Below are 25,030 nucleotides of genomic sequence, written 5' to 3' on the forward strand. Positions count from 1 at the left end.
TATGTACCATGCTTTCGTTACTCACATGTAACTGAACTATGCATCACAGTCGATTATTTTGATTAGACTCGCGGTGATAATAGTATTTTTGTTTGCAAGCAGGAGTTCATAAAGTATGGCAGCTTATTTTTCCCTTATATTGGTATTAGTGACCTTTGGCAGTGGTCTGGTGTGGATGGCTGATGCTCTGTTACTCGCGCCTAAGCGTCGAGAGAGACTCGCTATGGCCCAGGCCGTCGACGCGGATATCAGTGAGGAAAATGCTGAAAAGATCACCCGTGAGTCGGCGTTTGTCGAAACGTCTCGTTCTATCTTCCCTGTGATCGCATTCGTACTCATTTTACGTTCATTTATCTATGAGCCTTTTCAGATCCCATCGGGGTCCATGATGCCAACCTTGCTAGTTGGTGATTTCATTCTGGTAGAAAAGTTTAGCTATGGTTTGAAGGACCCTGTTTGGCGCAGTCAGTTAGTCGAAACAGGTAAGCCTGAGCGCGGTGATGTTGCCGTGTTTAAATATCCAGAAAACCCACGCATCGATTACATCAAACGTGTTGTTGGTTTGCCTGGAGACAGAATAGTCTACCGTAATAAGCAAGTCTATATTCAGCCTGCGTGTGCTGATGGCGAGATAACTTGCCCAGAGCTTAAGCAAGTGGCTCGCATCGGGGTTAACCAAGGTGAATTTTCACAAAATGGTATGCCACTGAGTCGTTACACCGAGAAGCTAGGTGAAGTGAGCCATGACATCTTGATCAACCCTCAGCGCCCGGATCTTACTAGCTATTATTACCGTGAAGGTAAGTTACCTATAGGTGAGTTTATTGTGCCTGAAGGTCATTACTTCATGATGGGCGATAACCGAGATAATAGTACCGACAGCCGCTTCTGGGGCTTCGTTCCCGAAGAAAACCTGGTCGGAAAAGCCGTTGCAATCTGGATTAGCTTCGAGTTTGACAGAACTAAGGCCGATTTGTTACCGACATGGATCCCAACAGGTGTCCGTTTCAATCGCGTAGGTGGAATTACTTAAGATGGAACCGATTAAAAATATCCCGCGTCTGTGTCGCACGTTAGGCTATCAATTTAACCAACAAGCGCTTTTGGACCAGGCATTGACCCATAGAAGTGCCAATAGCAAGCATAATGAACGGCTGGAATTTCTGGGTGATTCGATCTTGTCTATTATTATATCAGATGCCTTATATCATCAATTCCCCAAGGTGACTGAAGGTGATCTTAGCCGCATGCGCGCCACCTTAGTGTGCGGCAAGATGCTGGCGGAAATTGGTTTTGAGTTCAAACTTGGAGATTATCTCAAGTTAGGCCCGGGTGAATTGAAAAGCGGTGGTTTTAGACGCGAGTCGATCATCGCCGACGGGGTTGAGGCCATCATAGGCGCTATCTATCTCGATGCCGATTTCGAGACTTGCCGCGCTCGAGTCCTGAGCTGGTATGAGTCTCGTTTGGCAATCATAGAGCCAATCAATCAGAAAGATCCCAAGACCTTGCTACAAGAGTTGTTGCAAGGGTTTAAGAAGCCTCTGCCTGTCTACAAAGTGACAGACATCAAAGGTGAGGCACATGCACAGACTTTTACGGTCGAGTGTAGCGTCGAAGAGTTGAAGAAACCCCTTGTTGGGGTGGCAAGTTCCCGAAGAAAAGCTGAGCAGATTGCCGCTGCAAAGGTTTTGGAGTTAATCAAAAAATGAGTAAGAACAAAGCGTCATCAAGGAATAAAGCGGGTAAAGAAAACGAGCCTAGCTTAGACGACCTGTTAGCGCAGATGAATAACTCTTCATCCGCTGCAAAATACGATGTCACCTATTGTGGCATGGTCGCTATTGTTGGTCGCCCGAATGTCGGTAAATCGACTCTGCTGAATAAGCTACTGGGTCAGAAGATCAGTATCACTTCGAAGAAGCCGCAGACCACACGTCATCGTATCATGGGGATCCATACTGTAGCTGAGCGCCAAGTGGTGTTTATCGACACACCAGGCCTGCATATGGATGAGAGGCGCGCCATCAACCGTTTAATGAACCGCGCCGCAGCGAGTTCATTAGCCGAAGTCAGTTTGGTTATCTTCGTCGTCGATGGCATGACCTGGACCGAAGATGACGACTTGGTTTTGCGTAAATTACAGAGCCGTGATGATGGTCGTAAAACGGTACTAGCGGTAAACAAGGTCGATAACATCAAGAATAAAGAGCTGCTATTCCCTTACCTTGAGGCGTTATCGAAGAAGTTTCCTTTCGATGAGATCTTGCCTATCTCGGCGACAAAGGGCACTAACGTGCAGCGAATCTTAGACATGTCTATCGACTCTCTGCCTGAAGCGGCGCATTTCTTCCCGGAAGACTATGTTACCGACAGATCACAGAAGTTTATGGCATCAGAAATTGTCCGTGAGAAACTGATGCGTTTCTTGGGTGATGAGCTGCCCTACGACTGTACGGTTGAGATAGAGCAGTTTAAGATGATGGAAAATGGTGTCTATCAGATCAATGCCCTGGTGTTGGTTGAGCGTGAGACCCAGAAGCGCATGGTCATAGGCAACAAGGGCGATCGTATCAAGAAGATCAGCTCTGCCGCTCGCGTCGATATGGAAGTCATGTTTGATAACAAGGTTTTCCTCGAGATGTGGGTTAAGGTTAAGTCAGGTTGGGCCGATGACGAGCGTGCACTTCGTAGCTTAGGCTACGGCGAAGATTAATAAATCTGACCCATTCACTTCGTGAAGCTGCCAGCTTTATTGCAACAGCTTCGCTGTGTATTATCTTTAAATAATAAGTCGAGCTTTGAATGATGATCACAGTTAAACGAGAGTCGTTTATGTTGGAGTGCTAGTGATGAGCACGATCTTTGGTATGAGTTAATGGAGCGCGGCTACGTGCTCCATACTCGCCCCTTCAAAGACTCCAGTGTGTTAGTCAATATGCTGATCGATGGTCATGGACGAGTCGACTGCGTCGCTCGGCTGGGCAGCGGTAAGACCTCTATTAAAAGCATACTGCAACCTTTCCAACCCTTGATCTTTCAACTATCCGGCCGTACATCACTGAGAAATATGAGTAGTCTAGAGGCGGGCAGCCCGGCTATTCCTCTCTCGGGTGACGTCAGTTTTGCCGGTTTTTATCTCAATGAATTATTGGTCCGCTGCATCGCCGTCGATCATGGCGCCGAATCGCTGTTTTTTACCTACCACAAGACCTTAATGTCCATGGCGGCAGGTTTCTGTGAGAGCCAGTTACGCTATTTTGAATTAAGCCTACTCAAAGAGTTAGGGCTGATGCCGACGCTCAGAACCGATCTTTCCCAAGATCCGATAGAGCCAGATTACTATTATCGTTTATTACCCGACGAAGGCTTCGTCAATGCCTTAGGTCCCAAGACATCTCATTACAGTGGCGAGATGTTACTGGCATTGGACGAGCATAGATTAGAGGCTTCACACCTAAGGCAAGCCAAATACCTGATGCGTTTGATGTTGGCACCTTGCTTGGGGGATAAGCCGCTTAAATCTCGCGCACTCTTTAGATATAAAGTGGCATCCCAGCTGACTAAATAGCTCTTCTCACCAGAGACCCCTGCTAAACAAAAGTCGCTCTAATTCCGGACAATTTTAAATCGTGAAAACGAAAACCATCTAAATTCCTTGTTATCTTTAAACTTAAGCTGGTATTCCTTGTTAGTATTTGTAGTTGCAAGTGTTTTGCCGTTTCACCTTTCCATGTAACCTGAGTACAATACTCCAATCCGTTTGACGACGCGTAAGCCGCCGCAAACTCACCCAATTGTTTCAGAGGATACTCAATGAGCCGCATCTTACTTGGCGTTAATATCGATCACATTGCCACTCTACGTCAGGCCCGTGGGACCTCGTATCCCGATCCCGTTCATGCCGCTGCAGTTGCAGAGCATGCCGGCGCCGAAGGCATTACCGTGCACTTGCGTGAAGACCGACGTCATATCATCGACAGAGACATCTACCTGCTGGCGAAAACGCTCAAGACTCGGATGAACTTCGAGATGGCGGTCACCGACGAGATGCTCGATATCGCCTGTGAAGTCAAACCAACATACGTGTGTCTCGTTCCCGAAAAACGTGAAGAGCTCACTACCGAAGGCGGCTTAGATGTCGCGGGCCAGATGGGTAAAATTGCTGCTGCAATACAGCGCTTGAATGATGTTGGGGTTAAGGTCTCGTTATTTATCGATGCCGATAAGGCTCAGATAGATGCCGCCGTTGCCGTGAAGGCACCTCTGATTGAGATCCACACAGGTTGCTACGCCAATGCCGCAAACGAAGTGGAAGAGGCCAAGGAGCTGGCACGCATCAAGGAGATGGCAACTTACGCCCACTCTAAAGGCTTAATTGTCAACGCTGGCCATGGACTTCACTATCACAACGTTAAGCCAATCGCCGCGATCCCAGAGCTGTATGAGCTGAACATAGGTCACGCCATCATCGCCCGCGCCGTCATCGATGGTTTAGATAAAGCAGTCAGAGATATGAAGCAACTGATGAACGAAGGTCGCAGAGGAGAATAATCCCTGCGAAAAACAAGTATAAGCGATAAGTTTTAAGCGATAAGTTTTAAGCTATAAGCTATAAGTTGTAAGCTACGGGCTATAAGTGCCGTGATTCGTTGCTCTACTTGAACTTATAACTCTCTTTGCTCTGTCTTGAACTTAGGGCTTACAGCTTCTTCACTTTATCTTGAACTCGCGACTTTCTTAGCTCTGTGTTGAACTTAAGACTTACAATTTCTCAGCTTTTAAGGATATATATGATTGTTGGTCTAGGTACCGATATCGCCGAGATTGAACGTATCGAGCAAAAAGTGCCAGCGGCTGGTGATCTTGACGGCCTGGCTCAGTGCCGTTTAGCCAAACGCGTGCTTACCGAATCAGAAATGGCGATCTTTATCGCCTCATCAATGCCCGGACGTTATCTGGCCAAACGCTTCGCCGCCAAAGAAGCTGCCGCCAAAGCCTTAGGCACAGGCATAGGTCGCGGCGTCTCGTTTCAGCATATCGAGATAAGCAATGACGCCAATGGCGCACCCTTGGTGAGTTTCAGCGGCGGCGCAGCAGAAAGACTCGTGCTGCTTGGAGGTGTCCGTGGGCATATCTCTATAGCCGATGAGAAACACTACGCTACTGCAACAGTCATCCTGGAGTCTTAGGAATAAGACTATTTCAATTCTGTTTTGTTGGTATCGCTTGGCCAATATTAGTATTGGCTTGTGTTAGAAGGTCGTACTTTCATTGTTACTAACCGTCTGGCCAGCGGGGCATGAGCAGCTACTTCTGCGAGACGCCGTGAACACGTCTGACCTCCAAGGATGGAGGGAATGCCAAATTTTGTATGGAACAAAATTGGCCATGTGGGCTCTGCCAAAACAAACAACGTCCATGTTTAACGGCCAGTTCGGCAAATATGTCCATATACAACAGCCAGTTCAGCTTCCATGCTTCTCGTTCATAGGCTCATGGCTATGCCATATTCACCCTATCTCTCGTTCGGAGAGTATAACTTCGTGATACCTCACCCTGTTTTGGAAGCTCGCAGCCGTATCTACACTGGATTATCACAAGAAGTTTCTTTCTTCAATTAAAGCTTACAGGTAAATCGTTCTATTTTTTGAAGCCTATCTAATTAGCTACGACCCCTTTGTATGTTGTGTTCTTTCGCGGCTAAAGCCGCTCCTACAAATTAAACAAGGTTACAGAATAAACGTGGCCATAGTTAATCAATAATATATCCATCTATTTGTAAGTTATAGATTAGTAGTTGGTTTTTGTATTTGGTTTCATGTGTCTAGATGACCACTAGACACTGAATCCCCACATGTCGAAGCTCTCTCGACACAGCTGCTCCCTGAAGTCCGGATGGGCAATATCGATAAGTGCCCTGGCTCGCTCTATGAGTGAACGCCCCCGCAGGTTTACGTAGCCGTATTCGGTGACGATATAGTGGACATGGGCCCGGGTGGTTACCACCCCAGCGCCGGGTGAGAGTACTGTGGCAATCCTCGACACCTTGCCCCCCGAGGCAGTGCTCGGCAGGGCAATCACAGAGCGGCCACCTTCGGACAGGCCGGCACCACGGATAAAGTCCATCTGGCCACCGACGCCTGAGTAGATCTTAGTGCCCAGGGCATCTGCACAAATCTGGCCAGATATATCGAGCTGCAGCGCCGAGTTGATCGCCATGACATTGGGGTTCTTGCGAATGATGGCGGTGTCATTAACCTGCTCGATATCCATGAATATTACCGAGGGATTATCATCGACATAGTCATACAGGCGTTGACTGCCCAGAGCAAATTGGATGGACCTTTTTCTTGCTGTTGTTGACCACGCCAAGCTCAACCAGATTGAGCACCCCGTCGGAGAAGAGTTCGGTATGGATCCCTAGGTCTTTATGATTGCCTAAACAGCTGAGCACAGCATCGGGAATGGCGCCTATACCCATCTGCAGACAATCACCGTCTCTGACCAGCTCGGCCACGTTATTGCCTATTGCCAGGCTGACTGCATCGCTGGCGGCTAACGGATGTTGTGGCAGTGCTGAACTCTCCTCATAGACGGCGGCAATTTTACTGTAGTGAATGAAACCGTCTCCGTGGGTACGGGGCATCTGCGGGTTGATATGGGCGATGATCTTGCCCGCCACCTGACAGGCCGCCAGCGTGGCTTCCACTGATATCCCCAGTGAGCAGATGCCATGCTTGTCCGGCGGTGAGACCTGAATAATTGCGGTATCGATCTTCTGCTCCCCCGAACGGAACAATTTCGGCACTTCGGAGAGGAAGATAGGCACATAATCTGCGTCTCCCTGTTGCAGCAATCTCCGTGTCGGCATGCCGCCGCCGAAGAAGCAGCGATGGCGCAGGTGTCCCTTGAGATTGTCATTACTCAGTGACTCGGCGCCCTCGGTGTGGAGTTGTAGCAGAGTCAGATCTTGTCGGCTCAAGGCATGTTCCGCCAGGGCATTGAGCAACAGTTTAGGAGTGGCTCCCATGGAGTGGCTCCCATGGAATGGGTCCAGAGGGTTTAGCCACTCTGGATCAGAGAGACGGCTTCGAGCGCACTTGTACATACAATTGGTGCCATTGGTATTTCCCTGGGTATTTTTTAATTGTTAGCTAGCGAAATACTAGCAAGGTCGAGTAAAATGCAATATCGATCAGACCGAAAACTGATAGCTGAGACCTAAAAAAGTTGCCGCACAGATGTTCATAAAAATTGACACTGATGGCGGCAAAGGGCCAGGCTATTGACCCAGGATCAAAAAATCCACTCAGCCCGTATTATGCCGGCTAGAGCGGCTTGCTGTATCGATTGTCAATGGCGACAATTAAACTCAGAAGGTAAATGCCAGCTCCAGCCCGGCACCAAGCTCATTCTCATCGGCATAGGATGCTGTCATCTCGAGATGAACCACATCAAAAGGTGAGAATCCTAAACCTGCGGTGATAAAGTCCTTGGCATTGTCTTTAGTATCGTAACGATAACCAAATCGAACCTGAGCCCAATCCCAGCCATTTAGTTCAACACCGGCCCGAACGAACTGAGTCGCACCCAGTTCTTGGCCGAAACGATCTTTGGAGGTCAAATCAACATCTAGCCCGGCAGTCAACCAGTCACTGCGATATCCGATGCCCACGGTCACCATGGGCTCAACGCGATAGACTAATACCGGATTTAGGGTCTGATACTCATGGCTCAACAGACCCCGCGCCATCAACCCCAAGATCCATTGTTCATTTAGCTTAACACTGGCCCCAAAATCCAGGTTGAAATTACTGTCGCTCACGCGATAATTATCGGCATCGAAATCATCTGCATCGAATCCCTGGGTCGTGGTGACATAATAGAAAGTATCCACTATTTGGTATTTAGGCGTAATGCCCAGGCTAACCTTACTCCCCGCAATATTGAATTCGTGCGCGACTCTTGTAGCGAATCCGCGATCCCATGAGCCTGCCCAAGATTCGATATCCCATCGACTAGCTGGGGGATCCCGGCCAGCTCGGCTTCAAACGCATCGAATGCATTCTGGAAATTGTCGATGCCATCTTTCAGCTCATTGGGGTCGGCGACCTCGGCGGACAAGCTGGGCAGAATAATGGCAACATCGTCATTACTCTTACTCTGGGTGAGTAGTGCCGGGTTGTTAAATGAGGCTGACTGATAATTCGCCGTTGCCACACCGACTCCTCCCATAGCCAAAGATCGTGCCCCCGGAGCCGCATGACTGGTAAATGAACAGATCGCGCAGGAGACCGCGATAACCAATAATCTTTTTCTAGCAAACATATTTAAACAATCCTCGGATGTGACCACACAAAAAACTAACCCGATTATATCCTGCGTCACAAAGGAAGAACTTGAGTCACAGCTCATATTGTCCCAGGATAGGATTGGATTGTTAACTTGACCGTTTGGATGTTAATTAAACAGTACTCTATTAAAGTGGGCAAAATCCTTTAGGTTGATATTGTGTTAAATGAGACGGAAGTACATATAGAGTCAACGAGGTCCTAGGCCCTAGAATCTAGTACCTCCTCAAATATGTGAAAAGTTTAATCACTATAATTAAACCCTAATACTAAACCTTAGCACCTTGGGAGAAGAGCCGTTATCGACTTATAAGAGTGTTCACTTGAATCCGAAGAATATTAGGACTCATTTCGTTGGGGTTCCTTTGATCATCTGGTCGATATTTTTACTGCTAAACCTTATCCCGGTTAATTTTTTCGCCTGGAATGATCCAGCCATCAGCATCAATGTGGCGTCGGCCTTCGCTATTGGTGTGCTTATCTATTATTTCAAGCTGCATGCCCGCCTGGCGATTGGCTTAACCTTGTTCATTCTGCCTGTACTCTATACTTCTCATTTGATTGCCGAGGTGCAAGGTGCGGTGTGGGTAGCCATAGCGGTATTTGTCGTGGGTTGGGTGTTCCAGCTTATTGGCCATCAATATGAGAAGGCTAAACCTGCGTTTGTCGATGATCTTAACCAGCTCTTGATAGGGCCATTTTTCTTGATGGCAGAATTGTATTTTATGTTAGGACTGGAGAAAGAGTTAGATAAGCAGATAACCTCCATGGCGGTAGCAAAGCGCCGCGCTCTGGAAACACGGCGCCGCGAGATCCTAAACGAACTCGGGTTCATCTGTACATGAAAAAAGGCGCATTATGCGCCTTTTCTGTGAGTAATCTTTCTATCAGATCCCTCTAGAAAGCACTCATTACACCAGTACATCAATATTGCTAACTTGATGTCTTTGGGGGAAGTTCATAGTGCTGCGGCATGATACGCACGGTTTTAATCATGTTTTCGGCCACGTCGATGATTTCGATGGGGTAGCCTGAAATACGCATGCTGGTATTGGGGGGGGGAATGTCTTCCAGATACTCGATGATAAGGCCGTTGATGGTCTTAGGTCCATTGGTGGGGAAGTCCCATTTCATCTCTTTATTGAGCTCTCGAATATTGATGCAGGCTTCGATAAGGAAGCTACCATCTTGTTGCTTGCTAATCTCTTCACTCGGGGTGGGTTCCGATGAGGTGGTAAAATCACCCACTATCTCTTCGAGTATGTCTTCGAGGGTGACTAACCCCTGAATATCACCGTATTCATCTACCACCAGGCCGATACGCTCCTTATTCTGCTGGAAGTTTCCCAGTTGTACATTGAGAGGCGTTCCCTCTGGGATGAAGTAGAGTTCTTTCACCGCTCGCAGCAAGGAAGACTTGCTGAACTGATTCTTAGACTGCAAACGCAGCGCATCACGCAGGTGCACGAAGCCGACGGCATCGTCGATATTGTCTCTAAACAGCAGGACCCGAGTGTGGGGGCTCTGGATCATCTGCTTGGTGATACTCTTGAAGTCATCATTGATATTAATGGCGAATAGCTCAGAGCGGGGGATCATGATGTCTTCTACGGTCACTTTCTCAAGGTCCATTATCGACAGTAACATCTCCTGGTGACGCCTGGGGATGAGTGCGCCCGCCTCGTGAACTACGGTTCTGAGTTCCTCTTTGCTTAGTGCATCTGAAGTTTTAACTGAACGTATCCCCAGTAAGTGTAGAAAGCCTGAGGTGAACAAGTTTACCGCTTTCACCAAGGGCAAGAGGATAACCAGTAACCATTTGAGCAGTAAGCTGGATGGGAAAGCGATACGCTCAGGGTACAATGCCGCTATGGTTTTCGGAGTGACCTCGGCGAAGACCAGTACCACTAAGGTGAGTACGCCTGTCGAGATGGCTACGCCCATATCGCCAAATAATCGCATACCTATGATGGTTGCAATAGCCGAGGCGAGGATGTTGACTAGGTTATTGCCGATGAGGATTAGGCCTATGAGTCTATCAGGCCGGTCGAGTAATTTCATCGCGCGTATCGCACCTTTATGTCCGCTGGAGACTAAGTGCTTAAGTCGATAGCGGTTAAGTGTCATCATGGCGGTTTCTGAGCCCGAGAAATAGGCTGAGATAATGAGTAACACGACAAGAATGATGAGTAATGTGCTGGTTGATATGGCGTCCAAAAAGGAGCTCCATTAGTTGGCTATGACATCTGTAATTCAGTTATCGCTATATCTGTTAGCTTATCTGAATTTCGGTTATGTCTGTATTTAGAATTTATTCAAAGAATAGTAATTACATCGGTTTGAGTTTTGTGTCAAGTTAGCCCGTCTATATACGCAGGGGGAAACCTAGCGCATATTGAAAGTTAGCCGTTGAAATTATTAAGATAATATTATCTCTTTTACTATTCTGGCGCCAAAGTAGGCCAGTGACAGCATGGCGGCTCCCGTGAGGGTATAAACTACCGCGGTTCTTATTCTACAGCCCACCCAATACTGTTGAGCAAGCATGGCGATATAGGTAAACCAGGCCATAATAGACAGTACAGCCTTGTGACCCTTGCCATCTTCGAACATGTCATCGAGGAAGATAAAACCGGTAGCGAGAGAGAGACTCAACAAGATAACGCCAACAATCACCAGATGATAAAGTTGTTTTTCAACTGTCATCAGAGGTGGCATCGCTGGGCTAAGCATTAGCTTCTTACTCTTTAATCTATGTTGAATTATTGCCAATTGTATGGCGTACAGGGCGGCGATCATCAGGGCGCTATAGGCCATTAATGACAGCACAACGTGGATCAATATGTCGGGATGGATCTCAAAATGAATGATGTACTGCGGTGGCACCAGCCAGAGTAGTGCCACCGAGATGACGGAGCAGGCATACACAACGGGCACGACAACTATCATCTTGAGTCTGAATAATAAGACGGTAAAACTGAAGGCGATGATCCAGTTCACCATAGAGATGACATTGGTCAGACTGAAATTTTGTCCATCGGTTGTCAGGATCACCTGAGATAATGCTGCCGCATGAAGCACTACTCCAATAGCGGCAAAGCCAGCCACAAGACGGCGATTAGGACCATCGGCATGAAATAGACGACTGGCCACTAACACTAAGGCTATGGAGTAAAAGAGCATGGCTGAAGCGGGAAATAAAACCATTGAGTAATTAACCTATCGTTTTGTTTGCTATGGACTGCTTAACCCACCACAAATGCGCAGGGCGAGAAGCAAGTAAAGCCTTCTTTTTCATCTTACTTTTAGAGTAACACGAGCTAAGGTGACTTGTGCACTAGATAAAGGTACAAAAATTAGTGCTTTGTGAGCGTTAGACCTAAGTTTTACACTTTAGTCCGGCTTTTATAGCGGGGGATAGCCGGTTATCTTGCACCATAGCAGTAGCATATTATCTGGGCGACGCTATAATGCTTACCATTAATATGAATTCTAAATGGTAAGAACTCGATAATGTTTGAGAACCTAACGGACAGATTGTCACGCACGCTGAAAAATATCAGCGGTCGTGGTCGCTTAACAGAAGACAATGTTAAGGATACTCTACGAGAAGTGCGTATGGCACTGCTTGAGGCCGATGTCGCCTTGCCTGTTGTACGTGCCTTCGTCAACAGCGTTAAAGAGCGTGCCGTTGGTCATGAGGTCTCAAAGAGTCTGAGTCCGGGGCAAGCATTCATCAAGATAGTCCAGAGCGAACTTGAAAACGCCATGGGTGAGGTCAACGAAGGCCTAGATCTTTCGGCGCAGCCGCCAGCAGTGATCATGATGGCAGGCCTTCAAGGTGCGGGTAAAACCACCAGTGTTGCTAAGCTGGGTAAGTTCCTCCGCGAGCGTGAGAAAAAATCTGTATTGGTTGTGAGCGCCGACGTATACCGTCCGGCGGCGATTAAACAACTGGAGACCTTGGCTATCGAAGTCGATGTGCAATTCTTTCCATCGGATGTCAGCCAGAAGCCTATCGATATCGTGAAAGCGGCGCTGGCGCATGCCAAACTCAAGTTCATCGATGTGGTGATCGTCGATACTGCGGGTCGTCTGCATGTCGACGAGGGCATGATGGATGAGATTAAGGCGCTGCATGCTGCGGTAAATCCGGTTGAAACTCTGTTTGTTGTCGATGCCATGACGGGGCAAGATGCGGCTAACACTGCTAAGGCTTTTAATGAAGCGTTACCCTTAACCGGTATTATACTGACTAAGGTCGACGGTGATGCTCGCGGTGGTGCGGCTCTGTCCATACGTCATATTACCGGTAAGCCCATTAAGTTCTTGGGTGTAGGCGAGAAAACTGACGCTTTAGAGGCATTCCATCCGGATCGTATTGCTTCACGTATCTTAGGTATGGGTGATGTACTGTCACTGATCGAAGACGTTGAACGCGGCGTCGATAAAGAAAAGGCGATGAAGCTCGCGGCTAAAGTGAAGAAGGGCGGTAGCTTCGATCTCGAAGATTTCCGTGAGCAGTTGCAACAGATGAAGAACATGGGCGGCATGATGGGCATGATTGAAAAACTGCCTGGCGTCGGCCAACTTCCTCCGGAGGCACTCGCTCAGGTGCAGAGCGGTAAGATGACCAATCAGATGGAAGCCATCATCGACTCTATGACACAGGGTGAGCGCAAGCGTCCCGATATCATTAAAGGTTCACGTAAGCGTAGAATCGCCTTGGGATCGGGTACGCAGATCCAAGATGTGAACCGTTTGCTTAAGCAGTTCACTCAAATGCAAAAGATGATGAAGAAGATGTCAGCTAAAGGCGGCATGAAGAAGATGATGCGTGGCATGAGTGGCATGCTACCACCAGGAATGAAGATGCCGGTTCGTTAAAGCCCTCTGTCTACAGTTTAATAGCCCACAGATGCTAGTATTATTATCTGTGGGTTTTTTATTTACATCAGCTTTTAAGTAAGTGCTAGATGTAAAAATCATCGATAGGCATTTTGATTAAAGAGGCTGGAATTTAATCAGAATTATTATATTTGGTTGCATTCGCCGGCAAGTAAGGTAAAATCGTCCGGCTTTCTATCTGGGACTCTTTGCGAACACGGAGTTCCAGTTTTTATTTTTGCTTCTTAAGAAGCAAATCATTAGAGGATAAAAGACGCATGGTTACCATTCGTTTAGCTCGTGGCGGCGCAAAAAAGCGTCCATTTTACAACATCGTAGTTGCTGATAGCCGTAAGGCTCGTGACGGTCGTTTCATCGAACGTGTTGGTTTCTTCAACCCAATGGCTTGTGGCCAGGAAGAAACTCTACGTTTAGACCTAGCTCGCGTTGAGCACTGGATTGCAACTGGTGCTAGTACATCTGATCGTGTAGCTAAGTTGATCAAAGACGCACGTAAAGCTGCTGCTTAATAGCGTTAAGGTATAGATTGATGAGTAGTAAACAAGAACCTGTCGTACTGGGGAAATTAGGATCCAGTCATGGCATTAAGGGTTGGTTGAAGATCACTACCTATACCGATTCTGTTGAAGGTATTTTTGACTATTCTCCTTGGTTGATTAAAGAGCAAGGTGAATGGCGCGAGGTTAAGGTGCTGCAGTGGCGTTTTCAGGGTAAAGCGGTTGTCGCTTCTCTTGAAGGCGTAGAAACTCGGGACCAGGCGCAAATTCTCACAAATTGTGAGATTGCGGTCACTCCGCAGCAGATGAAGACCTTGCCGGAAGATGAATTCTACTGGCGAGATCTTATCGGTTGTGAAGTGGTGAATACCAAAGGTTACAACATGGGCAAGGTGCAGGAGATCGTGGAAACAGGATCGAATGACGTGCTTTTAGTTAAAGCCAACGCTAAAGATGGCTTCGGCAAAGCGGAACGTATGATCCCCTTTGTCACCGAACAGTTCATCATCGAGGTGAACTTGGCGGAAAAACAGATCACAGTGGATTGGGATCCGGACTTTTAAGTCGAGGTAGAACATATGCGGTTAGGGGTAATAACCCTGTTTCCTGAGATGTTTCGCGCCGTAACAGACTTTGGAGTAACGGGTCGGGCCGTTAAGAATGGCCTGCTGGAGTTGCAAACGTGGAATCCTCGTGATTTCACCCATGATAAACATAATACAGTGGATGACCGCCCTTATGGTGGTGGCCCAGGTATGTTGATGATGGTGCAACCATTGCGCGACGCTATCCATGCAGCGAAAGCTGCTATTGGTGACGGTGCGAAGGTGATTTATCTTTCTCCTCAGGGACGCAAGCTGACACAGCAAGGCGTCGAAGAGTTAGTTAAATCGGACAGTTTGATTTTAGTGTGCGGTCGATACGAAGGTATTGATGAGCGCATTATTCAGACTGAAGTGGATGAAGAGTGGTCAATCGGAGATTACGTGCTTTCGGGCGGTGAACTTCCTGCGATGGCTTTGATTGATTCAGTATCACGGCTGGTTCCTGGCGTTCTGGGAAAAAAGGCCTCGGCGGAGCAGGATTCCTTCTCTGACGGATTATTGGATTGTCCCCACTATACTCGTCCTGAAAGCTTGGATGGTTTAGATGTACCGGCAGTCTTGTTAAGTGGCAACCACGAACATATTAGACGCTGGCGTCTGCAACAAAGTCTCGGTAGAACTTTGTTACGACGACCAGATTTATTAGAAAATCTAGCTCTGACTGACGAACAGACGAAGTTGTTGAATGAGTTTGTTGAACAAACGAATCACAGCGGATAGTTACGAACAGTTATTTCTAGTATGGAGTTTATTTCATGAATAACATCATTAAAATGCTCAACGAAGAGCAAATGAAGCAAGATGTACCAGAGTTTAGTGCAGGTGACACAGTCATTGTTAAAGTACGTGTTGTAGAAGGCGGTAAAGAGCGTCTACAGGCGTTCGAAGGCGTTGTAATCGCTAAGCGTAACCGTGGCGTTCACTCTGCATTCACAGTACGTAAGATCTCTAATGGTGAAGGTGTTGAGCGTGCGTTCCAGATCCACAGCCCAATCATCTCTAGCATCGAAGTTAAGCGTCGCGGCCGTGTTCGTCGTGCTAAGCTTTACTACCTACGTGATCGTTCAGGTAAGTCTGCACGTATCCGTGAGAAGCTAGCTACTAAGAAAGTTTAGTAGTACGCAGTAAGAAAAGATGCAGTGTTCGCACAATAACCCGCCTTATGGCGGGTTTTTGTGATCTTGGGGGAAAGAAAATTTTCGAGTTATAAATTTTAAGCGGTAAGGCTCGAGACAAGGCTAAGAAAGTTTCGAGTTCCGAGGAACGAGGAAAATAAAAATCAAACACAAAGATAAAACAAAGAAGATTTGCAACATTCCTAGTTTCCTAGTTTCCTAGCTTCATTCAAGCATTCAATAACTAACCTCTTCATAAACCCATCGGTCATTCCGGCATGCTTATGGCCGGAATCCAGTTCTTAGCTGGAAGGAGCTAGGTAAGGCTGAGAAAGTGTCGAAGTACGGGGCTCGGGATAAGCCAAAAACAAAGACGTATTACAAGGCTGATATCACATATCAAACTTACAACTTACAACTTAGAACTTAGAACTTTGTTAGACGTCAACTAGCTTGGCCGCTTTTGCCGTTTATTTTCATGGCTTCTTTTCTTCGATAACTCTCTCCTTCAAGTTGATAAATCTCTGCGTGATGCACCAGTCGATCAATCACGGCTACTGTCATCATATTGTCTCCAAATATACTGTCCCACTCACTAAACACCTGGTTCGTTGTGATCACTAGGCTGTTGCGCTCATAACGATGTGCAATGAGCTCAAATAGAACCTGACTTTCACTATCACTCTTTTTGACATAACCGATGTCGTCCAAAATGAGTAGCTCATATTTATCGAGTTTTTTAAGTGCATCTTCCAGACCTAAACCTTCTCGGGCTTTCTGTAAGTGCTGCACCATCGCCGTGCCTGTCGTGAATTTCACACGAACAGATTGCTCAATAAGCGCATAACCCAGCGCGGCTGCTATGTGAGTTTTACCTAGGCCGCTCGCACCGAATAATAAAATATTATGCCCTTGTCTCAACCAGCTCAACTCACTGGCCTTACGTTTAACTTGAACTGCGCTAATGCCCACCACCTCACTGAAATAGTATTGAGACAACTGTTTCCCTATCGGTAACTGGCTTTCTTTGAGTAAGCGTTTTAGGCGTACTTCCTGTCGATGTGTCGCCTCTATTTCACATAATTGAGCGAGAAATAGCTCGGGTTCCCACTGCTCCTTCACCGCCTTTAGGGATAAGAGCATCCCTGATTTGCGATGCTTTAAAAGCATTACGTTTCTTAGCCAATGCATGGATAACATGATGATAATCTATTGAGCGACCACGAGTTGCGCCTTGAGTATGCATTCGCGCTAAGGTTAATGTGAGTTCATGCCCATAGAAAAGCACTACACGGTCATCAAAAATGTGTGCCAGTAATGTCACACCAATGAGTCGTGATGGCACCGAATATGTCACACGCTTAATTGAAATCGTGCTGCTGGATGTCACTTTGACGTATTGCTCACTAAAGTCATGAGTTCGACGAGCGGGTAAGGAGGACAAGTAGGCGCACTCCTCTAGATAACGGGTATGACATTGATGAAGTCTCGGTATTGCTTTAAATCAGTGAAATCACGACTGTCGCGTAATAACAGTTGTTGCTCTATCTTACGCTTTAGATGGCCATTAGGGCCCTCAATTGCGCCATTTTCATGGGCGATACCTTTGTTGTTTCGAGTGGCTTTTACCCCGTAATGTGTGCATAACTTGGTGTAGCGTTCTGTCAGAACTTCAGCTTCGGTGTGGTTTTTAAATGCAGCGCTTAAGCTGTCTGTACGGTGGGTGAGTGGCACGCCACCACTCTGCCAAAAAGCATTTTGAAGCCCTGATGACAGTGACTCAAAACTTTCACCACCGAGTACAACCTCGACATAGGTCCAGCCACTGAACACCAAACGGTAATGATAAAGCTTGTGCTTAAATGTGTTGCCAGCGAGGGTTATATTTAGCTCGTTGGCCCAAGTGTAGTCAGAAATGCCCATTGCCCCCGGCGTATGTTTCTGCCTGAAAATGACGTCTTGCTCAGGCCCGTGTATGACGCGCCATGTCTTAATTCGGCGTTGTAAAGTGCGTAGCTGTGAGCGCTCCAATTGCCCCGGTGCGATTTCCTCTAGTTTTTCGAATAATGTAATGGGCTGCAGTGAGGGTTCTTTTTCAAGCAACGGCACAACATGCTGCTCGAAAAGACCATTAAGAGGATCTTTTCTGGTCGCGTATTGACGTGGTAATTTGCTGGTGTTGTGTTGGCCAGCATCAATTCGTCTAGCTGAACGGGAAGAAAACCCCGCCTTTGCCGCAGCAGATGATTGAGTCTGTTTAGGTTTATTACGATAAGACATATATAGGTTAACCTGTAGTTGGTTTATGGGTTTTCCAGGCATATAAATCTCTCAAGAATTATGTATGCCTAAAGATGACCAAAACCGGACAAGCTAATTGTCGCGAACTGGCCAAGTTAATTGTCGCCTAATAGAACTTAGAACTTCATTTTCTAATTCGATGAATTTTTCTTTAGTTTACCGATCTTGCTTGATCTTATTTTAATCCACAGGCATAGTTAGTCCACCGGTGTAATGGTGTAGCAGTACGGCAGTGCGGCTTGTATCGGTAACATGCATTACAAAGAGCATTGAAGACACTATTGATTACTAACTGAATCAATTTATAACGGACAGACCTTAGGTGGGTAGTATGCAGCAAGATACGATTAACAACGTTCACATTATCTCTGAGAAAGTATTAGTGACTCCAGAGGAGTTGAAGCTTGAAATCCCTCTGTCTCAGGCTGCATATCATTACGTGCTTAATGCCCGTAAGACCGTTGCCGATATTGTACATAAGCGTGATAGCCGAGTCTTGATAGTGACAGGTCCTTGTTCTATCCATGATATCGAGTCGGCCAAAGAGTATGCCCTCAGGCTCAAGAAGCTACATGATGAATTAAGTGATGAGTTCTACATCCTGATGCGTGTCTATTTCGAGAAGCCCAGAACCACGGTAGGCTGGAAAGGCATGATCAACGATCCTGATATGGATGAGTCTTTCGATGTGGAGAAAGGCCTTAGGCAGGCTCGAGAGTTGATGATCTGGCTTGCAGAACTCGGCCTTCCGGTTGCTACCGAGGCTCTAGATCCTATCAGTCCACAATACATGTCTGAATTAGTCACCTGGTCTGCCATCGGCGCACGTACGACCGAGTCCCAGACTCATAGAGAGATGGCTTCAGGTTTGTCTATGCCGGTGGGCTTTAAGAATGGCACCGATGGCAAGCTTGGTGTTGCCATCAACGCGCTTGAATCTGCGGCGAGTGGACACAGGTTTATGGGAATTAACCAAAAGGGGCAGGTGGCGTTACTGCAAACGGCAGGTAACCCGGATGGTCACGTGATCTTGCGTGGCGGTAAGGCACCTAATTATGATGCCGAGAGCGTTGCCGAATGTGAGCGTCAGTTACATGCTGCTAAGCTTAATGCTCGCCTGATTGTCGATTGTAGCCACGGCAACTCCTTGAAAGATCATAGAAGACAGCAGGGGGTCTGTGAAGACGTATTTGCTCAGATCCTGCAAGGCAATAAATCTATCATAGGTGTTATGCTCGAGAGCCATCTCAATGAGGGGCGTCAGAGCAGCGATAAACCCATGAGTGAACTGGCTTACGGGGTTTCTGTCACAGATGCCTGTATGGATTGGGCAACCACAGAGCAGATTTTACGTGAGGGGTCGGTATTATTAGCTCACTTATTACCGTCTCGATTTGATATGCTAAAAGTCGTCAATGCCTGAATATACAGATTAACTGCTTTGACAGTTAATCGGTAAGCAATCGATTTTATGTTTTCTTGATGGACTGAATATAGATGAATGAAAAAACAACAGCGGATCTTGAGAACCTCAGAGGTCTGATCGATGGTGTGGATCAGCAATTGATCCACCTTTTAAGAAAGCGTCTCGACCTTGTAGCCCAGGTTGGAGTGGTTAAACATGGCGCAGGACTGCCTATCTATGCTCCTCAGCGAGAGGCCGCTATGTTGGCCAAACGTCGTGATGAAGCGCAGAAAATGAACGTTTCTCCTCAGCTGATTGAAGATATTCTACGTCGCCTGATGCGTGAATCTTATCTTAACGAGAAAGATGTTGGTTTTAAGCAAATAAATGAAAATCTCGGTGATGTTGTGATTGTGGGGGGGGAGGGTAAGCTAGGTGGCTTGTTCTCCCAGATGCTCACTTTGTCAGGTTACCAGGTTAAAATATTGGATAAAGATGACTGGGCTAGTGCGGCACAAACGTTCGAAGGCGCAGGACTTGTCATCGTTACTGTGCCTATCTCTATTACCTGTGAACTGATTAGAGATAAGCTGTCATCCTTGCCAAACGATTGTATTTTAGCCGATTTAACCTCAGTTAAAACTGAACCTGTCAAGGCGATGCTTGCGGCTCATAGCGGTCCAGTGGTGGGACTTCATCCCATGTTTGGCCCAGATGTTGGCAGTTTAGCTAAGCAGGTGGTTGTAGTCTGTCATGGCCGTGATAGTGCTAAATATCAATGGCTGCTGGAACAGATCCAGATTTGGGGCGCTCGTCTCGTCGAAGCCGAGCCTGAAAAGCACGATAAAGCCATGCAGTTGGTTCAGGCCATGCGGCATTTCTCATCCTTCGTGTATGGATTAAACCTATACAAGGAAGAAGCCGATATTGGCTCTCTATTACAGTTTAGCTCACCAATTTATCGATTGGAGCTGGCCATGGTGGGGCGTTTATTTGCTCAGAGTCCTGAGCTGTACGCCGATATTATCTTCGCTCAGAAAGAGAGTATGCATGCGATAGGGGGCTACCTGGATAACTATTCTCAAGCCTTGTATCTTTTACAAGCCGGTGATAGGGATGCATTTGTCGCTCAATTTAAGGAAGTTGCGCAGTGGTTTGGTGATTTCGCACCTCAGTTCCAACGCGAGAGTCGTGCCATGCTACAGAGCGTTAATGATATGAAAACGGATTAACTAAACAGTTTCGTGTCTATATCAGAAATGGGAGCTCAGGCTCCTTTTTTGTTATCTACTGCAGTTATATTGCTAAAGGCTCTCCTATTTATATAGAGGAAAGGCTAAATTGATCTAGCGCATAGTTATCGTCATTAAAATAGAAACCCCTACCTCTATCAGGACTATGGCTTTAGACTCGCCCAAAACATGCAAATAAAAGGCATGATTAAAGGAGCAGTAGTAATGTTTTGTATTCAGTGTGAACAAACAATGAGAACGCCAGCTGGAAATGGCTGTAGTTATGCCCAAGGAATGTGTGGCAAGCTTGCCGAGACTTCGGATCTTCAAGATCTGCTCATCTATCTACTTCAGGGCGTCTCGGCCTATGCGGTTAAAGCTCGCGAATTCGATATCATAGACAGCGAAGTCGATACGTTCGTGCCTAAAGCTTTCTTCGCCACCCTGACCAATGTCAACTTCGATGATGATCGGATTGTTGGCTATGTAGAGCATGCGAATGAATTGCGTACACGTTTAAAGACGGCCTATGAAGCGGCGTGTGCGGCGGCGGGTCAGACTCCTGTCGAGTTGAGTGCGCCAGCTCAGCTGGTATTGGGTGCATCTAAGCCGGAAATGTTGGCTCAGGCCGTGGTTGCACTGCCAAACCGTGGTGATGTTCACGAAGATATTCTTGGTCTGCGCCTATTGTGCTTATACGGGCTCAAAGGTGCGGCGGCTTATATGGAGCATGCACGCGTGCTTAACCAGACCAATGATGAAGTTGCCGGTGAGTTCCATGAGATCATGGCTTTCTTGGGTGAAGATTCGATAGATGGTGATAAGCTATTAGATACGGCGATGGAGATAGGTAAGTTAAACTATCGCATCATGGAGATGTTGGATAAAGGCGAAACCATGGCCTTCGGTCATCCTGAGCCGACTCAAGTCAATACGGTTGCGGTGAAAGGTAAGGCTATCTTAGTCTCTGGCCATGATATGGTCGATCTTGAGCTTATCCTGCAGCAGACCGAGGGCAAGGGCATCAATGTCTTTACCCATGGTGAGATGTTACCGGCACTGGCTTACCCTGAATTTAAGAAATACCCGCATCTAGTGGGGAACTATGGCAGCGCTTGGCAGAATCAACAGAAAGAATTCGCCAATTTCCCCGGAGCCGTGGTGATGACCTCTAACTGTATTATCGATCCCAATGTTGGTAACTATTCCGATCGTATCTTTACCCGCAGTATCGTGGGCTGGCCTGGTGTTACCCATCTGACAGGTGACGATTTTAGCCTGGTTATTGAAAAAGCATTGCAGCTGGATGGGTTCGCCTATGACGAAATCCCCCATATGATCACCATAGGTTTCGCCCGTAATGCACTGTTGGCGGCGGCTCCTGCCATAGTCGAGAATGTGAAGAATGGTTCGATTAAGCATTTCTTCCTTATCGGTGGCTGTGACGGCGATAAGAATGAGCGTAGCTATTTCACCGATTTAGCGACTCAGGCTCCCGATGATTCGATCATCATGACCTTAGGCTGTGGTAAGTATAAGTTCAATAAACTCGAGTTTGGCGAAATCAATGGTATCCCACGTCTGCTCGATATTGGTCAGTGTAACGATGCTTACTCTGCCATTCAACTGGCGCTAGCGTTATCTGAGGCATTCGAGTGCGACCTCAATGAGTTGCCTTTGAGCATAGTACTTTCATGGTTTGAGCAAAAAGCGATTGTGGTCTTGCTAACCTTGTTGTCATTAGGCGTTAAGGATATCCGTACTGGTCCAACTCCACCTGCTTTCTTGAGTGATAACCTGCTCAAGATTCTAGAGGATAAATTTGGTCTGCGTACCACGACTACTGCAGAAGAAGATCTTAAAACCATCTTAAATGCCGCTTAATCAGCCCTTGAAATAACTGACCGGCTCGTTGATTAGCGGGTCAGTTACTTTTACTTTCGATCCCTAAGGTTTTACATGAGTATTGACACTATTTCCCCGCCTTCGCTACACAATCATGAGCGTCAACTGGCATCCAACGACTGGCAACATGGGCAAGTAGAGCTCCAGTGTGTCGAAAAATGGCAAGAAACCCATGATGTGTTCAGTTATCGGTTTCAGGGGATTGATCCGGTCAAATTTCAGTTCAAGCCTGGGCAGTTCCTTACGTTTAATATGGACATAGATGGTAAGAAAGTATATCGCAGTTATACTATCTCCTCCTCTCCTTCTCGTCCCTATTCGATTGTCGTGACGGTCAAATGCATCGAGGGAGGACGGGTATCGAATTACTTAGCCGAGTCATTAAATGTCGGTGATACTATTGACGCCAGCGGACCCGATGGCGTATTTAATCTGGTCGATATCAAGGCCGATAAATACCTGTTCTTAAGTGCCGGTAGTGGCATCACGCCTATGTTTTCCATGTCACGTTGGTTAACCGATACTCAGGTCGGTGCCGATATTGCCTTTCTCAACTGTGCTAAGAGTCCAGATGATCTGATTTTTAGGACTGAGTTGGACGCAATCAGGTTTAATAACTCGGCCTTTAATCTCAGTTATATTCTGGAGTCAGGCGCAGAGCGACTTCCCCAAGGGCTTGGTTGTGGAGAGGGACGTATCAATGCTGAACAGCTCAGCAGACTCGTTGAAGATTATCAACAGAGAACCATTTTCGTTTGTGGTCCTGAGCCATTTATGAAGGGAGTCGAGTCTCTACTCGAATCTTTGAATTTCGATATGAGTCGTTACCATTATGAGAGCTTCGGCACTGAGTCATCGCAGGTCGAGGAAGCCGTTATTACCGAGAACGATAATGCTGCAACTGGCTTCATGTTGCGTATCGGCGACAATTCACGCGTTATGGGGCAGAATGAAACTCTGCTAGAGGGTATTGAAGCCGAAGGCTTGCCCATAATAGCCGCTTGCCGCGCGGGTGTGTGTGGTGCGTGTAAGTGTAAGGTTATAGAAGGAGAAACCGAATCGAGCAGTGAGATGACATTGACCCCAGACGAGATCGCACAAGGTTATGTACTGGCTTGTTCTACTAAATTAAAGAGTGATGTTTTATTGCAGCTATAGCGATAGCTACACGGCTAGCGCATTTTAATCCCTGACTCTAACAGGGTTGAGCGATACTCGTCGTCCAACCCTGCCGCCACTATACTCGCGCGTTTTGTCTGGTCTTGCTTGAACAAGGTCATTGCTATTTTTCTCATCACATTAAAAGCAAGCGGACCTCGGCCTTTACGGATCCGTGATTCATCTTCTCTGAATGTCATATCTAACACCCAATGCATACTTTCTACTTGCCAGTGATTTCGCACAGAAGATAACGCCTGCTCTGCATTTAAATCTAATGAGCTAATGTACCAACGTGTTTCAGTGGTCTCTTTACCTGTCGTTTTTTCATGTACGTCTGATGTCACTTTGATAATGCTTTTTAAGCCAACCCACTGATATTTATTATTTAACCAACTTTTATTAACCAGCACTTGCTGACAACGTCTTGTTTCAATTCACCCTGTAGACCAGAATGATGACCTTTAAGCGCTAGAATATAATCAGCCTTTTGCTTAACGATTAGCTTTGCTATCTCTTTTTGACATCCCATAGCATCGAGCGTGATGATGCTGACAACTCCAGGCGCTCACAGTATGAAGTGCAGTTTTGCCGTCAATGGCAATGACATCGCAACCAGTACCTTCTAGGAGAGAAGAAATCCAAGTTTGAAAAGCTTTCTCTATTTCATCCGCTTTTAATCGGCAGATAACACGGGCAATAGTGTCATGCCGAGGAATACCTGCTTTAAAAGGACGATGTTGAAGAAGCCAATCAAGCTTTAGATGTCCAAAGTTTTCAATGTCTTCCCATCCTTCAGAGCCTGACATAACCGCACTTATAGCGAGTAAAATAATATCTAATAAGTTATGTTTTTTACAACGCTCAATACGGGGATCCGCAATCGAATCAAAATGTTTTAAAAAAGTCGCAGTCATTAAGATCACCAAAAAAGAGTATTTGGTGATCTGATCGCTACTTGAGCATAAAGTTCAATTTATAATGATCTTGCCGTGGCGATAGCTACGAATTGAGCCTGATATTCTCATGGTATAAGTGACAAACTGTGATTTTTATGAGGCTAAATTTGCGCTATAGTCGATGACAACGTATTGTTAAAGATGAAACTCGCTGCTTTATCTTTAATTTTGTGTTTGTGGAGCTAATCTATGATATCGACAACCACCGAGAGAGTATCTGTAGACGATCCAAGCTTGGCGCATTTTCTCTATGCCTTGATGTCTGCATTTCCCATCTTCTTTCTGCCAACCTTAGTCGGACTCTTCATCAATTTAGGTCAGAGGACGTCATGTGCCGGTGAGATGATATCGTCGCACCTCCGCTGGCAGAGACATTCCATTATTGGCTTTATGCTGATGGGTGGAATAGGCTTATCGTTAACTCCAATATGGCTTAGTTCACTCGTTTACTCGATAGCGATAATCTGGTTTTGCCATAGAATTGTCAAAGGCTGGCTGAATCTGACCGATGGTGCCTCCGTGTAGCTTTTAGAGTGGAATCATATTAGGAAAAAAGAAGACATATCTGTCCTCTTTTTTTCCTCTGTTTTA

Annotated in this window: 24 protein-coding genes and 2 pseudogenes; 17 read left to right on the top strand and 9 right to left on the bottom strand. The window is 46.6% G+C overall.

Features of this window, described 5'->3' with window-relative positions; genetic code table 11:
* Nucleotides 1–115: 115 nt before the first annotated feature.
* The 6 genes from lepB (at nucleotide 116) to acpS (ending at nucleotide 5,192) form a co-directional block, all read left to right on the top strand.
* Nucleotides 116–1,033 carry a signal peptidase I gene (gene lepB, locus KT99_RS10040; protein ID WP_005499595.1) on the top strand — a complete coding sequence of 306 codons (918 nt, stop codon included), beginning with the start codon at nucleotides 116–118 and terminating at the stop codon, nucleotides 1,031–1,033.
* A gap of 1 nt (nucleotide 1,034) precedes the next feature.
* Complete coding sequence (rnc, locus tag KT99_RS10045) at nucleotides 1,035–1,712, top strand: ribonuclease III (RefSeq protein ID WP_040571844.1); 678 nt, start codon at nucleotides 1,035–1,037, stop codon at nucleotides 1,710–1,712.
* Nucleotides 1,709–2,716, top strand: a complete 1,008-nt coding sequence (gene era / locus KT99_RS10050) for a GTPase Era (RefSeq protein WP_005499597.1) — start codon at nucleotides 1,709–1,711, stop codon at nucleotides 2,714–2,716. Before rnc ends, era begins: the two co-directional genes overlap by 4 nt.
* 162 nt (nucleotides 2,717–2,878) lie before the next feature.
* Nucleotides 2,879–3,571: a DNA repair protein RecO gene (recO, locus tag KT99_RS10055; RefSeq protein WP_005499598.1), complete on the top strand. Its 693-nt coding sequence runs from the start codon at nucleotides 2,879–2,881 to the stop codon at nucleotides 3,569–3,571.
* Between the two features lie 245 nt (nucleotides 3,572–3,816).
* Entirely contained in the window at nucleotides 3,817–4,554 is a 738-nt protein-coding gene (gene pdxJ / locus KT99_RS10065; RefSeq protein WP_005499599.1) for a pyridoxine 5'-phosphate synthase, read from the top strand.
* Between the two features lie 239 nt (nucleotides 4,555–4,793).
* Nucleotides 4,794–5,192: a holo-ACP synthase gene (gene acpS, locus KT99_RS10070; RefSeq protein ID WP_005499601.1), complete on the top strand. Its 399-nt coding sequence runs from the start codon at nucleotides 4,794–4,796 to the stop codon at nucleotides 5,190–5,192.
* A gap of 646 nt (nucleotides 5,193–5,838) precedes the next feature.
* Here the strand turns inward: acpS and KT99_RS10075 are convergent.
* The 3 genes and pseudogenes from KT99_RS10075 to traF (KT99_RS10085) all read right to left on the bottom strand — a co-directional run bounded on the left by KT99_RS10075 (nucleotide 5,839) and on the right by traF (KT99_RS10085) (nucleotide 8,331).
* A pseudogene (locus KT99_RS10075) lies at nucleotides 5,839–7,125 on the bottom strand (acetyl-CoA hydrolase/transferase family protein).
* Nucleotides 7,126–7,375: 250 nt separating this feature from the next.
* Nucleotides 7,376–8,011 carry a conjugal transfer protein TraF gene (traF, locus tag KT99_RS10080; protein ID WP_083804834.1) on the bottom strand — a complete coding sequence of 212 codons (636 nt, stop codon included), beginning with the start codon at nucleotides 8,009–8,011 and terminating at the stop codon, nucleotides 7,376–7,378.
* Entirely contained in the window at nucleotides 7,900–8,331 is a 432-nt protein-coding gene (gene traF, locus KT99_RS10085) for a conjugal transfer protein TraF (protein ID WP_040571846.1), read from the bottom strand. The genes traF (KT99_RS10080) and traF (KT99_RS10085) overlap by 112 nt, the downstream gene beginning before the upstream one ends.
* Nucleotides 8,332–8,677: 346 nt before the next feature.
* Between traF (KT99_RS10085) and KT99_RS10090 the strand changes: the two genes are divergently transcribed.
* Entirely contained in the window at nucleotides 8,678–9,199 is a 522-nt protein-coding gene (locus KT99_RS10090) for an Mpo1 family 2-hydroxy fatty acid dioxygenase (protein WP_232504282.1), read from the top strand.
* Between the two features lie 88 nt (nucleotides 9,200–9,287).
* Here the strand turns inward: KT99_RS10090 and KT99_RS10095 are convergent, their stop codons facing one another.
* The gene (locus KT99_RS10095) at nucleotides 9,288–10,571 is read right to left on the bottom strand and encodes an HlyC/CorC family transporter (RefSeq protein ID WP_005499615.1); all 1,284 of its coding nucleotides are present in this window, start codon (nucleotides 10,569–10,571) and stop codon (nucleotides 9,288–9,290) included.
* 201 nt (nucleotides 10,572–10,772) lie between these two features.
* On the bottom strand, nucleotides 10,773–11,561 hold the full coding sequence (locus tag KT99_RS10100; RefSeq protein ID WP_005499616.1) for a cytochrome C assembly family protein: 789 nt from the start codon (nucleotides 11,559–11,561) through the stop codon (nucleotides 10,773–10,775).
* 306 nt (nucleotides 11,562–11,867) lie between these two features.
* On the opposite strand from KT99_RS10100, the gene ffh reads away from it, so the two are divergent.
* The 5 genes from ffh to rplS all read left to right on the top strand — a co-directional run bounded on the left by ffh (nucleotide 11,868) and on the right by rplS (nucleotide 15,479).
* A complete protein-coding gene (ffh, locus tag KT99_RS10105; RefSeq protein ID WP_005499617.1) occupies nucleotides 11,868–13,241 on the top strand; it encodes a signal recognition particle protein in 1,374 nt (457 codons plus the stop codon).
* Nucleotides 13,242–13,519: 278 nt separating this feature from the next.
* Nucleotides 13,520–13,771 carry a 30S ribosomal protein S16 gene (gene rpsP, locus KT99_RS10110; protein ID WP_005499618.1) on the top strand — a complete coding sequence of 84 codons (252 nt, stop codon included), beginning with the start codon at nucleotides 13,520–13,522 and terminating at the stop codon, nucleotides 13,769–13,771.
* Between the two features lie 20 nt (nucleotides 13,772–13,791).
* Nucleotides 13,792–14,322 carry a ribosome maturation factor RimM gene (rimM, locus tag KT99_RS10115; RefSeq protein ID WP_005499620.1) on the top strand — a complete coding sequence of 177 codons (531 nt, stop codon included), beginning with the start codon at nucleotides 13,792–13,794 and terminating at the stop codon, nucleotides 14,320–14,322.
* Between the two features lie 15 nt (nucleotides 14,323–14,337).
* Nucleotides 14,338–15,084, top strand: a complete 747-nt coding sequence (gene trmD / locus KT99_RS10120) for a tRNA (guanosine(37)-N1)-methyltransferase TrmD (protein ID WP_005499622.1) — start codon at nucleotides 14,338–14,340, stop codon at nucleotides 15,082–15,084.
* A gap of 35 nt (nucleotides 15,085–15,119) precedes the next feature.
* Nucleotides 15,120–15,479, top strand: coding sequence for a 50S ribosomal protein L19 (rplS, locus tag KT99_RS10125; RefSeq protein ID WP_005499624.1), 360 nt, complete (start codon nucleotides 15,120–15,122; stop codon nucleotides 15,477–15,479).
* 444 nt (nucleotides 15,480–15,923) lie between these two features.
* On the opposite strand, the gene istB is transcribed toward rplS, so the two are convergent.
* From istB to istA, 3 genes are read right to left on the bottom strand one after another with little or no spacing between them, the layout of a single operon-like run.
* Nucleotides 15,924–16,622, bottom strand: coding sequence for an IS21-like element helper ATPase IstB (istB, locus tag KT99_RS10130; RefSeq protein WP_005499625.1), 699 nt, complete (start codon nucleotides 16,620–16,622; stop codon nucleotides 15,924–15,926).
* Nucleotides 16,555–16,923 (bottom strand): Mu transposase domain-containing protein, encoded by a 369-nt coding sequence (locus KT99_RS22295; protein ID WP_157752206.1) that lies wholly within the window; start codon nucleotides 16,921–16,923, stop codon nucleotides 16,555–16,557. The genes istB and KT99_RS22295 overlap by 68 nt, the downstream gene beginning before the upstream one ends.
* Before the next feature lie 14 nt (nucleotides 16,924–16,937).
* Nucleotides 16,938–17,759, bottom strand: a complete 822-nt coding sequence (istA, locus tag KT99_RS10135; protein ID WP_005499630.1) for an IS21 family transposase — start codon at nucleotides 17,757–17,759, stop codon at nucleotides 16,938–16,940.
* Between the two features lie 352 nt (nucleotides 17,760–18,111).
* Between istA and KT99_RS10140 the strand changes: the two genes are divergently transcribed.
* The 4 genes from KT99_RS10140 (at nucleotide 18,112) to KT99_RS10155 (ending at nucleotide 23,480) form a co-directional block, all read left to right on the top strand.
* Nucleotides 18,112–19,203 carry a 3-deoxy-7-phosphoheptulonate synthase gene (locus tag KT99_RS10140; protein ID WP_005499631.1) on the top strand — a complete coding sequence of 364 codons (1,092 nt, stop codon included), beginning with the start codon at nucleotides 18,112–18,114 and terminating at the stop codon, nucleotides 19,201–19,203.
* Nucleotides 19,204–19,277: 74 nt separating this feature from the next.
* Complete coding sequence (tyrA, locus tag KT99_RS10145; RefSeq protein ID WP_005499638.1) at nucleotides 19,278–20,417, top strand: bifunctional chorismate mutase/prephenate dehydrogenase; 1,140 nt, start codon at nucleotides 19,278–19,280, stop codon at nucleotides 20,415–20,417.
* A gap of 225 nt (nucleotides 20,418–20,642) precedes the next feature.
* Nucleotides 20,643–22,301 (top strand): hydroxylamine reductase, encoded by a 1,659-nt coding sequence (hcp, locus tag KT99_RS10150; RefSeq protein WP_005499639.1) that lies wholly within the window; start codon nucleotides 20,643–20,645, stop codon nucleotides 22,299–22,301.
* A gap of 75 nt (nucleotides 22,302–22,376) precedes the next feature.
* Nucleotides 22,377–23,480 carry a hybrid-cluster NAD(P)-dependent oxidoreductase gene (locus KT99_RS10155; RefSeq protein ID WP_005499640.1) on the top strand — a complete coding sequence of 368 codons (1,104 nt, stop codon included), beginning with the start codon at nucleotides 22,377–22,379 and terminating at the stop codon, nucleotides 23,478–23,480.
* 14 nt (nucleotides 23,481–23,494) lie between these two features.
* Here KT99_RS10155 and KT99_RS20775 read toward each other — a convergent pair.
* Nucleotides 23,495–24,397 (bottom strand): annotated as a pseudogene (locus tag KT99_RS20775) (ISAs1 family transposase).
* Nucleotides 24,398–24,628: 231 nt separating this feature from the next.
* On the opposite strand from KT99_RS20775, the gene KT99_RS10170 reads away from it, so the two are divergent.
* Nucleotides 24,629–24,964 (top strand): hypothetical protein, encoded by a 336-nt coding sequence (locus KT99_RS10170; protein ID WP_005499644.1) that lies wholly within the window; start codon nucleotides 24,629–24,631, stop codon nucleotides 24,962–24,964.
* Nucleotides 24,965–25,030 lie beyond the last annotated feature (66 nt).

This window comes from Shewanella benthica KT99, from assembly GCF_000172075.1.
GTDB classification, from domain to species: Bacteria; Pseudomonadota; Gammaproteobacteria; order Enterobacterales; family Shewanellaceae; genus Shewanella; species Shewanella benthica_A.

What these genes read in the sequence shown, in the direction of transcription:
- KT99_RS10100 (WP_005499616.1), bottom strand. Translation starts at nt 11,561, where the DNA reads ATGGTTTTATTTCCCGCTTCAGCCATGCTCTTTTACTCCATAGCCTTA.
- ffh (WP_005499617.1), top strand. Translation starts at nt 11,868, where the DNA reads ATGTTTGAGAACCTAACGGACAGATTGTCACGCACGCTGAAAAATATC.
- rimM (WP_005499620.1), top strand. Translation starts at nt 13,792, where the DNA reads ATGAGTAGTAAACAAGAACCTGTCGTACTGGGGAAATTAGGATCCAGT.
- traF (WP_040571846.1), bottom strand. Translation starts at nt 8,331, where the DNA reads ATGTTTGCTAGAAAAAGATTATTGGTTATCGCGGTCTCCTGCGCGATC.
- KT99_RS10170 (WP_005499644.1), top strand. Translation starts at nt 24,629, where the DNA reads ATGATATCGACAACCACCGAGAGAGTATCTGTAGACGATCCAAGCTTG.
- acpS (WP_005499601.1), top strand. Translation starts at nt 4,794, where the DNA reads ATGATTGTTGGTCTAGGTACCGATATCGCCGAGATTGAACGTATCGAG.
- trmD (WP_005499622.1), top strand. Translation starts at nt 14,338, where the DNA reads ATGCGGTTAGGGGTAATAACCCTGTTTCCTGAGATGTTTCGCGCCGTA.
- lepB (WP_005499595.1), top strand. Translation starts at nt 116, where the DNA reads ATGGCAGCTTATTTTTCCCTTATATTGGTATTAGTGACCTTTGGCAGT.
- hcp (WP_005499639.1), top strand. Translation starts at nt 20,643, where the DNA reads ATGTTTTGTATTCAGTGTGAACAAACAATGAGAACGCCAGCTGGAAAT.
- rnc (WP_040571844.1), top strand. Translation starts at nt 1,035, where the DNA reads ATGGAACCGATTAAAAATATCCCGCGTCTGTGTCGCACGTTAGGCTAT.
- tyrA (WP_005499638.1), top strand. Translation starts at nt 19,278, where the DNA reads ATGAATGAAAAAACAACAGCGGATCTTGAGAACCTCAGAGGTCTGATC.
- istA (WP_005499630.1), bottom strand. Translation starts at nt 17,759, where the DNA reads ATGTCTTATCGTAATAAACCTAAACAGACTCAATCATCTGCTGCGGCA.
- rpsP (WP_005499618.1), top strand. Translation starts at nt 13,520, where the DNA reads ATGGTTACCATTCGTTTAGCTCGTGGCGGCGCAAAAAAGCGTCCATTT.
- istB (WP_005499625.1), bottom strand. Translation starts at nt 16,622, where the DNA reads ATGCTCTTATCCCTAAAGGCGGTGAAGGAGCAGTGGGAACCCGAGCTA.
- recO (WP_005499598.1), top strand. Translation starts at nt 2,879, where the DNA reads ATGGAGCGCGGCTACGTGCTCCATACTCGCCCCTTCAAAGACTCCAGT.
- KT99_RS10155 (WP_005499640.1), top strand. Translation starts at nt 22,377, where the DNA reads ATGAGTATTGACACTATTTCCCCGCCTTCGCTACACAATCATGAGCGT.
- pdxJ (WP_005499599.1), top strand. Translation starts at nt 3,817, where the DNA reads ATGAGCCGCATCTTACTTGGCGTTAATATCGATCACATTGCCACTCTA.
- rplS (WP_005499624.1), top strand. Translation starts at nt 15,120, where the DNA reads ATGAATAACATCATTAAAATGCTCAACGAAGAGCAAATGAAGCAAGAT.
- KT99_RS10140 (WP_005499631.1), top strand. Translation starts at nt 18,112, where the DNA reads ATGCAGCAAGATACGATTAACAACGTTCACATTATCTCTGAGAAAGTA.
- era (WP_005499597.1), top strand. Translation starts at nt 1,709, where the DNA reads ATGAGTAAGAACAAAGCGTCATCAAGGAATAAAGCGGGTAAAGAAAAC.